Source organism: Candidatus Symbiopectobacterium sp. NZEC135, from assembly GCF_025962695.1.
Window position 1 is genome coordinate 1 of the sequence record NZ_JAGFPF010001352.1, and the last position, 579, is coordinate 579.

The window sequence follows — 579 nt, forward strand, 5'->3', positions numbered from 1 at the left end:
AGGCATCCAAATCGGTGACTGCCGGGGCATTTTCATCCAGCGCATGGGCGATGGCGAAGCCAAGGCGTGCCTGATCCTCCACCGGTGCGCGGTAGTTCCAGGCCGCAATGTCATCCAGACGGGTTTTATCCACCGACGTCATAAACAGCGGGTGCTTGGCGTGCTGGCCGATGTTGAGAATGGCCGCAATCTGCCAGTCGGCCACTTTTTGCGCCGCTGCCATTTCACGTGCTTTACCCTTCACCGCCTGACGTACTGCCAGCGCGATGCGCGCGCCGGTTTGGGTCAAATCTTCACCCAGCACCAACACGGCGTCATAGCTTTCGATATCACGCAACATCGGCGTACGTACACCGCTGTCGCGCAACACGTTGAGGATCAGTTGTAGACGCGCCTGCTCAGCGTGGGCAATACCGGTGTAGAAGCTTTCCGCCCCCACCAGCTCACGCAGCGCAAAGTTGCTTTCCACGCTGGCGCGCGGAGAACCGATGCCGATGACGCGTTTTGATTGACGCAGCACATCCGCCGCCCCTTGCAGCGCCTGTTCGGCGTTGGGGGCAATCCAGTCATCGCCACGTC

1 pseudogene is annotated in these 579 nt (G+C 60.4%); it reads right to left on the reverse strand.

The features are described from left to right. Nucleotides 1-579: pseudogene (locus tag J5224_RS34220) on the reverse strand (NADH-quinone oxidoreductase subunit G); the annotation flags it as partial.